Origin of the sequence: Parasphingopyxis sp., from assembly GCF_052168295.1 — a bacterium.
GTDB lineage: Bacteria > Pseudomonadota > Alphaproteobacteria > Sphingomonadales > Sphingomonadaceae > Parasphingopyxis.
On record NZ_JBQLZN010000090.1, the window covers coordinates 1 to 7,429 of the forward strand.

A 7,429-nucleotide genomic window follows, 5' to 3' on the forward strand; every position below is an offset into this window, starting at 1 on the left:
AGGGGGAGGCGGCGGTCCTTCCGGTGGCGGCAGGCCGGCCTCTTCGCGTCGCCGGACCTCTTCCTGATAGGCTTCGAAGCGTTCGCGCATCTCCCGCATCCGGCGGCGCTGCTCCTCGGCTTCGCGCCGTTGCCGCTCCAGCCGTTCTTCCCGGATTTCGCGGATCTCGGACAGATAGGCGATCAGTTCGTCCTGGCTGTCGAAAGCGTCGAGGCTGCCATCCTGATAGGCGAGCGCGGCTCGCGGCATTATGAGTACGGCAAGCAGCAGCATCGCCGCCGTCATCCGATGGCCGATCCGTTCGCAGTCCAAGCGCGCAATTGTCATGTGTCGTTCCCCCTGCCGCCAGTTATGCAGCCGCACATATGCGAGCGTCAATGCGGCCCGGCAGAACCCAGCGCAGCGGGCTGGTTGCCCGTGCCGCTTTGCGCTAGGTTGCTCCAATGCCCCGACTTTCCCAGGTTCCGCGCGACGATGCCGACGATTATGTAAAGGCGCTCTACACCGCGCTGTTCGGCGATCGCGATCCGGTCGCCGAGCCCGGCACCGCAACGGGCACGCCCGGCAATTGGTGGACCGTGTTCGCGCTCGTCCCGGATGCCTTCAAGCACACGACCGAGGGCTTCGGCTTCTATCGCTCGGACAACCGCAAGCTCGATCCGGTGCTGCGCGAACTGGGCCAGACACGGGCCGGCTACGCGGTCGGATCGCGCTTCGTCTATTCGCAGCACATGAAGGCGGCGCGCTTTGCCGGGCTAACCGACGAACAGGCCAAGGCGATCGCTCACTGGCAGGTCGCCGACTGTTTCGACGAGATCCAGCGCGCCGTGCTCGCCTATACCGATTGCCTCGTGCTCCAGCATGGCCGGGTGCCGGATGGCGTTTTCGAAACATTGAAGGCGCATCTGTCGGACGAGGAAATCCTCGAACTGACCTACATCACCGCGACCTATATGATGCATGCCGTGATGAGCCGGGCGCTCAGGCTCGAATATGACGATATCGACGATCCCGTGGTCGAGACGCCCGCACCGGAAGGCGCGACGGCCGATGTGATGGGCATGGTCGACAACAGGAAGAAGGAGTAGCGCCATGGCCTATCATCATCTCGCGCTCGCCGCGAAAGACATGAAGGCGATCCACGCATTCTACGAGGGCGTGATGGGGTTCGAGCTCGTGAAGGTCGAGATCGCGCCGGTCATGGGCGGCGGCTGGGGCAAGCATTTCTTCTACCGGATGGACGGCGATGATAGCCGCTTCATCGCTTTCTGGGAGCTGCACAAAGTGCCGGGGCAGGAGGAGCAGGTGCATGATCTCAACGCGGCGGCGAAGTTGCCGCAGGGCACCAATCATTACAGCTTCGCCGTCGATACGCGCGAGGAGCTGGATGGCTGGCGCGAACGCTGGAACGACGCCGGGCTCGATGTGCTCGAGATCGACCATAACTGGTGCCGCTCGGTCTATACGCGCGATCCCAATGGCAACATGGTCGAATTCTGCCTGACCACGGGCGAATTTACCGAAGCCGATCGCGAGCGTGCTTTGGCCGCGCTCGACGAGACCAAGATGAAGGCGAGCCCGCCGCCTGGATCGATGAAGAACTGGCCGGCGACGAAGGTCGCCGCGGAGTAGTTTGTCAAACTCGACCGACAGGTCGAACCTGACAAAAGAATCCGGAAGCCGAAGGTCTGACGAAAAACTAGGACGCCAGTTTCAGCGGCGTGCCGCTCGCTTCCGGCGCATCCGCGCATTGCGCGCTCAGCCCATTGAACAGCGTGTTGATGGCGATCCGCAGATTGTCCATGTTCGCGCTCGTGTAATGCGGGATCAGGCTCGGGTCGCAATAGGGCGCGAGCATCAGATTGACCGGCGACATCAGCCCGTCGATCGTCATGCCCGGAAACTCGCCGTCCGAAATCGCCTCGGCCAGGATCGTCGCCATATAATGATCGGCGAGATCGACATAGCTCATGATGACGTCCTTATGCTCCTCGCCGAGCGCCATGCAGGCCATGAAATAGTCGTAATCTTCCTCGTAGCGGCGGCGCTTTTCCGCGAACCGCCGGGCGAAGAACTGGTAGAGTTTCTCGCGCGGCGGGAGATCGCTCTCGACCACCTCTTCCATCATCTCGTTGAACGGCTTGAACCAGCGCTCGATAGACGCCTCGAACAGCGCCTCCTTGTTCGGGAAGAAGCGATAGACGTTGGACTGCGACATGCCGCAGGCATTGGCGATATCGGTAATCGTCGGCGTGACCGGCCCGCGTTCGCGGATCAGCTGTTCGGCGGCTTCGAGCAACTGCTCGGCAGTGGCTTGGTGATCGGTATGCGGACGGGCCATGATTATCTCCTTGGCGCTACTGTATCGCAAGAACATGACAGTTTTGTGATAAACGATAGTTAATATCAATTATCATGATATGCAAGAACGATTGTCGCAACAGCATGTTGCGCTTATGCAATCGCCTGTGAGGGAGGCTCCGCATGGGAGCGCATAGCCGGGGCACGTCCATCCATGGCCAGCGAGCAAGACACCGACAGCCGGTTTACCGATCCGATCAGCGGATCGCTCGCGCTCTTGCGGCGCTGGTGGCGCATGGTGTGCCGCGAGATCGACCAGGTTGCGGTCATCGAAAAAGTACGCGGCGAATCCGGCTGGACGCCGCGCTACGCCTTCATGACGTGTATGTCCGCCGGCATCGCGATCCTCGGCATGCTGCTGTCCTCGCCGGCCGTTGTGATCGGCGCGATGCTGCTTTCGCCGCTGATGGGTCCGATCCTCGGCATCGGCTTCGCGCTGGCGGTCGGCGACTATAAATGGCTCCGCGACGCCGGGCGCGCTTTGGGGCTTGGTACGGTATTGGCGATCCTCTTTTGTGCCCTGATCGTCGCTTTATCGCCGCTGCAGACGATCACGTCGGAAATCGCGGCGCGCACCCGGCCCAACCTGTTCGATCTCGGCGTGGCGCTCTTCTCGGCGCTGGCCGGCGCCTATGCGATGATCCGGGGCCGCGACGGCACGATCGTCGGCGTCGCCATCGCGACCGCGCTCATGCCGCCGCTCGCCGCGATCGGCTTCGGCCTCGCCACCTTCAACTGGGCAGTGTTCGGCGGCGCGTCCTTTCTGTTTTTCACCAACCTGACCACGATCGCGCTGACCGCGGCCGTCATGGCGCGCGTCTACGGGTTCAGCACCTATCTCTCGGCCAAGCAGACCTTCACCCAATCCGTGGTGATCGTCACCGTGTTCGTCGCGCTCGCGATCCCGCTCGGCTTCTCGCTGCGGCAGATCGCCTGGGAGGCCAATGCGACGCGCCAGGCGCAGGAACTGGTCGGCGACGAGTTCGGATCGGAGGCGCGGATCTCGCAGCTCGATTTCGATTTCGACGCCGATCCGATCGCGGTGACGGCCTCGGTGCTCACGCCCGAAATCGTCGGCGGTGCGGAAGAGCGAGCACGGCGCACGTTGCAGCGCCGGCTGGGCCGCAACGTGACGGTCGATCTGCGGCAGTTCCAGGTCGATACCGAGGATACGACCGACAGCACCGAACTGGCACTGGCCCGGATGCGCGAACAGGCGGCGGCGACGCGCGAAGAGATTGCCGACCTCACAGACCGGCTCGCCCTGATCGCGGGCGTCGATGCCGACGAAGTGACGGTGGACCGCAATACGCGGCGGGCGATCGTGCGCGTGCGCGCGCTGCCGGGCGCGGAGCTCGAAACCTATTACGCGCTCGAAGGGCGGGCCAACGGCCGGGCGGCCGATTGGGACGTGCAGGTGATCCCGCCCGCCAAGGACCTGCCCGCGATAAGCTTCGATAATGGCGAACCCGATGCGGCCGGACAGCGCAATATGGTAATCGCGATCTGGGCGGCCGAGCGGCTCTCGGTGCCGGTCGGTGTATCGGGTTCCGATGCGGCGGCTGCGATCGTTATGGAGCGGATGTCGGACGCCGGAGTGGATGTGCGGCGGCTGCCGGGCGAACAGCCGGGCTTCGTCGCGCTGAGCTGGCTGGCGCCCGATGGCGGGAACGGCGAGTAGCGCTCAGGCCGCAGACGGCTCGATCGCGGCGGCGAGCCAGCCCGGCAGGTCGAGCCCCGTCATGTCCTCGACCCTGCGATGCTCGACGGAAAGGCCGAGATCGGAATAGGCGATGCGCTGGCGCTTCTCGTCGGCCTGGTCGAGCGGCACGACGACGAGCCGGCGGTTGACCTTGTTGCGATAATGCATGCGGGCGGTGTTCTCCTGCCCGACATAGCAGCCCTTCTCGAAATCCACGCCGTTCAGTTCCTCGGCATTGCATTCGAGCCAGAGCGTCTTGTCGCTGCCCAGTTCGGCGATACCCTCGGTTACGCCGAGCGAAAGCCGATGCGCGTGCCAGCCCTGGGCCGGATCGCCTGCCGGGCCCAGCCAGCGCGCCCCGAGCGCTTCCAGGCGCGGATCGGCCGGATGGCCGCTCGAATCGGGCGACCAGTGCACGGCCAGGCTATCGTCGCGCGCGATCGTGATCGGGCGGCGCAGGCGATAGAGGGTCAGCCGCCGTGCCAGATCGTCGGCCGCCTCGGCCTCGCAATCGACTAGGATATCCGCGCCATCCGCCCAGAGCAGGAAATCGAACAGCACCTTGCCCTGTGCGGCGAGCAGCGCCGTCCATTGCGGCGTGTCCGGCTGCACCCGGTCGACATTCTGCGTCACCAGTCCCTGCAGGAATTCGCGGACATCGGCGCCGGAAATGCGGATTACGGCGCGGTCGTTTAGCGTGGTTGCGGCCATAGGCTTCAATTAGGGATCGGGCCGTGCGATGGGAAGCCGCATGAGCGATATTCTGACGATCCGGCGGCCCGACGACTGGCATGTCCATCTGCGCGACGGGGCCATGCTGGAGGCGGTGGCGGGCTATACGGCGCGCCAGTTCGCGCGCGCGATCGTGATGCCCAATCTCGCCCCGCCCGTGACGACGACCGAAGCCGCGCGCGCCTATCGCGACCGGATCATGGCCGCGCTCCCTGAAGACTCCGATTTCACCCCGCTGATGACCGCCTATCTGACCGATACGATCGACGCCGACGATCTCGCCGCCGGGCATGCGGACGGCGTGTTCACGGCGGCCAAACTCTATCCGGCCGGCGCGACGACCAATTCGGACAGCGGCGTCACGGATATCACGAACATCCATGGCGTGCTCGATCGGATGGAGGCGATCGGCATGCCGCTCCTCATCCATGGCGAGGTGACCGATAGCGAGGTCGATATTTTCGACCGTGAGGCGGTCTTCATCGAGCGTATCCTCGAACCGCTGACACGCAGGCTTCCGGCGCTCAGGATCGTTTTCGAACATATCACGACGGCCGACGCGGTCGCCTTCGTGAAAGACGCCGGGCCCAATATCGCGGCGACCATCACGCCGCACCATTGCGTGATCAACCGCAACGCGATCTTCGAGCGCGGCATCCGCCCGCACGCCTATTGCCTGCCCATAGCGAAGCGCGAGCAGCACCGGCTGGCGGTCCGCGCGGCGGCGGTGTCCGGATCGCCCAAATTCTTCCTCGGCACCGATACCGCGCCGCATGCGCGCGGCGACAAGGAATCGGCCTGCGGCTGCGCGGGCATTTTCAACGCCCCCTTTGCGCTCGAAAGCTATGCGGCGGTGTTCGAAGCGGAAGGCGCGCTCGATCATTTCGAAGGCTTCGCGTCGGAGCATGGCCCGCGTTTTTACGATCTCCCGCTCAACGACGGAACGGTGACGCTGCGCCGCGCGCCGACTGAAGTTCCGGACATGCTTGCGCTTGAGGGAGCCGAGATCGTGCCCTTCCAGGCTGGCGAAACGCTGGGCTGGACGCTCGACGGATAACGGAGCCTAGACCGTCGCCCGTGCGCGGAGCCGGTTGGCCCGGGCCGTCCGCACATTGTCGATGGTGAACAGCGCGAGCCCAGTCCAGATGAACAGGAAGCAGGCGATCGTGCCTGCATTCAGCGGCTCGTCGAACACGAACGCGCCGATCACGAACACCATGGACGGCGCGATATACTGGATGAAGCCGAGCGTCGTCAGCGTCAGGCGCTTGGCCGCGGCGGCGAACAGCATCAGCGGCACGGACGTAACGACCGCTGCGACGATCAGCAGGATATCGGTTTCGGTATCCGTGCCGAACATCAGCCCGCCGCTCATGCCCAGCCAGACGAGATAGGCGATGCATAACGGGCTGAGCAGCGCGGTTTCGACCGTCAGCCCCTCGATCGCTCCGGCATCGGTGATTTTCCGGACATAGCCGTAGAGCGCGAAGGACACGGCGAGCGTCGCGCTGATCCAGAGCGTATCCCATGCGCTCCATGCGAGGATCGCGACCCCGATGGCCGCAAGTGCGATGGCGATAATCGTGGCGGGGCGCAGCTTCTCCTGCAGGAAAAGCGTGCCGAGCACGACGTTGAGCAGCGGGTTGAGGAAATAGCCGAGGCTCGCGGCCAGCATATGTTCGTTGGTGACGGCCCAGATATAGACGAGCCAGTTGACCGCGATCAGCGCCGCCGAGATCGTCAGCGCGACGAGCGTACGCCGGTTGCGCCATGTCGCGCGCAGGCTGCCGAGCTTGCCGAGGACGGCGAGCAATATCAGCAGCAGCCCCACCGACCAGACAATCCGGTGCGCGACGGTTTCGACCGCGCCGACATGATCGAGTAGCTTGAAATAAAGCGGGACGAGCCCCCAGAACAGATAGACGCCGATCCCATAGGCATAGCCGGCCGGCGTGTTCTGCTGCTCGCTCATGACGCTGCGCTAGGGCAGGGCGGGCAGCCACGCCACACGAAAATTGTTGCGAAAGGGAAAGAAGCCTTTTGTCAGACCTCGCCTTCAGCTCGGCGCGGCATTTTTCTCTGTCAGAATTTTCCTGACGAAAAATCGCGGCACCGGCCCGCTCCCCCTCCCGACCTCCCAAACAGGGTACACTCATGGGAGGTCGGGAGGGGGAGCGGGCCGGTGCCGCGCTCGACCGCAAGGTCGAGTCTGACAAACTAGAAGGGCAGCCACCTTCGGTTCCGGCTGAAATTCATATAGCCGATATTCGCGCCGAGCCTCAGGCCCGCGCCGAGGCGGATCGGGATCAGCACCTTGTCGCCCGAGCGCAGATAGCTCGCGGTCAGGCCGCCGACGAGATAGGCGTTTCCTTCGCCCGCGGGGAAACGGCGGAACAGCTCGTCGGTATCGTAGAGATTGTAGACGAGCACGAAGGTCGACGCGCCGTTCGCGCCTGCATCGAAACCGATCGACGGGCCGGTCCAGTAAACCGGCTGCTCGCCCTCCACGGCGTGGAACAGCGTGCCCGAGCCGTAGCGCAGGCCGAAGATGAACGCGCCGCCCGCCTCGCGGCCGACGATATAGCCGTTGGGCTCGCCCTGGTCGGAGAGGATATCCTCGATGATCCGCGCCAG

At 64.3% G+C, this 7,429-nt stretch carries 9 protein-coding genes; 4 read left to right on the plus strand and 5 right to left on the minus strand.

All coding sequences use genetic code 11. The features are described from left to right. The coding region (locus ACTS1Z_RS15835; protein ID WP_442625447.1) for a hypothetical protein at positions 1–327 on the minus strand (327 nt) is incomplete at its 3' end. Between the two features lie 116 nt (positions 328–443). Here ACTS1Z_RS15835 and ACTS1Z_RS15840 point away from each other — a divergent pair. Further along, entirely contained in the window at positions 444–1,088 is a 645-nt protein-coding gene (locus ACTS1Z_RS15840; RefSeq protein ID WP_442625448.1) for a carboxymuconolactone decarboxylase family protein, read from the plus strand. A gap of 4 nt (positions 1,089–1,092) precedes the next feature. Then, positions 1,093–1,632, plus strand: coding sequence for a VOC family protein (locus ACTS1Z_RS15845; protein ID WP_442625449.1), 540 nt, complete (start codon positions 1,093–1,095; stop codon positions 1,630–1,632). 67 nt (positions 1,633–1,699) lie between these two features. Here ACTS1Z_RS15845 and ACTS1Z_RS15850 read toward each other — a convergent pair whose 3' ends face one another. Then, complete coding sequence (locus ACTS1Z_RS15850) at positions 1,700–2,341, minus strand: TetR family transcriptional regulator (protein ID WP_442625450.1); 642 nt, start codon at positions 2,339–2,341, stop codon at positions 1,700–1,702. A gap of 174 nt (positions 2,342–2,515) precedes the next feature. Here ACTS1Z_RS15850 and ACTS1Z_RS15855 point away from each other — a divergent pair, with 174 nt between their 5' ends. Further along, complete coding sequence (locus ACTS1Z_RS15855; protein ID WP_442625451.1) at positions 2,516–4,042, plus strand: DUF389 domain-containing protein; 1,527 nt, start codon at positions 2,516–2,518, stop codon at positions 4,040–4,042. A 3-nt stretch (positions 4,043–4,045) separates the two neighbouring features. On the opposite strand, the gene ygfZ is transcribed toward ACTS1Z_RS15855, so the two are convergent. Beyond that, a complete protein-coding gene (gene ygfZ, locus ACTS1Z_RS15860; RefSeq protein ID WP_442625452.1) occupies positions 4,046–4,774 on the minus strand; it encodes a CAF17-like 4Fe-4S cluster assembly/insertion protein YgfZ in 729 nt (242 codons plus the stop codon). 40 nt (positions 4,775–4,814) lie between these two features. Here ygfZ and pyrC point away from each other — a divergent pair, with 40 nt between their 5' ends. Further along, on the plus strand, positions 4,815–5,852 hold the full coding sequence (gene pyrC, locus ACTS1Z_RS15865) for a dihydroorotase (RefSeq protein WP_442625453.1): 1,038 nt from the start codon (positions 4,815–4,817) through the stop codon (positions 5,850–5,852). Positions 5,853–5,858: 6 nt separating this feature from the next. Here pyrC and rarD read toward each other — a convergent pair whose 3' ends face one another. Together rarD and ACTS1Z_RS15875 are read right to left on the minus strand one after the other, a co-directional pair. Next, the gene (rarD, locus tag ACTS1Z_RS15870) at positions 5,859–6,767 is read right to left on the minus strand and encodes an EamA family transporter RarD (protein ID WP_442625454.1); all 909 of its coding nucleotides are present in this window, start codon (positions 6,765–6,767) and stop codon (positions 5,859–5,861) included. A 245-nt stretch (positions 6,768–7,012) separates the two neighbouring features. Next, positions 7,013–7,429: DUF1134 domain-containing protein (locus ACTS1Z_RS15875; protein ID WP_442625455.1), on the minus strand; the 417-nt coding region annotated here is incomplete at its 5' end.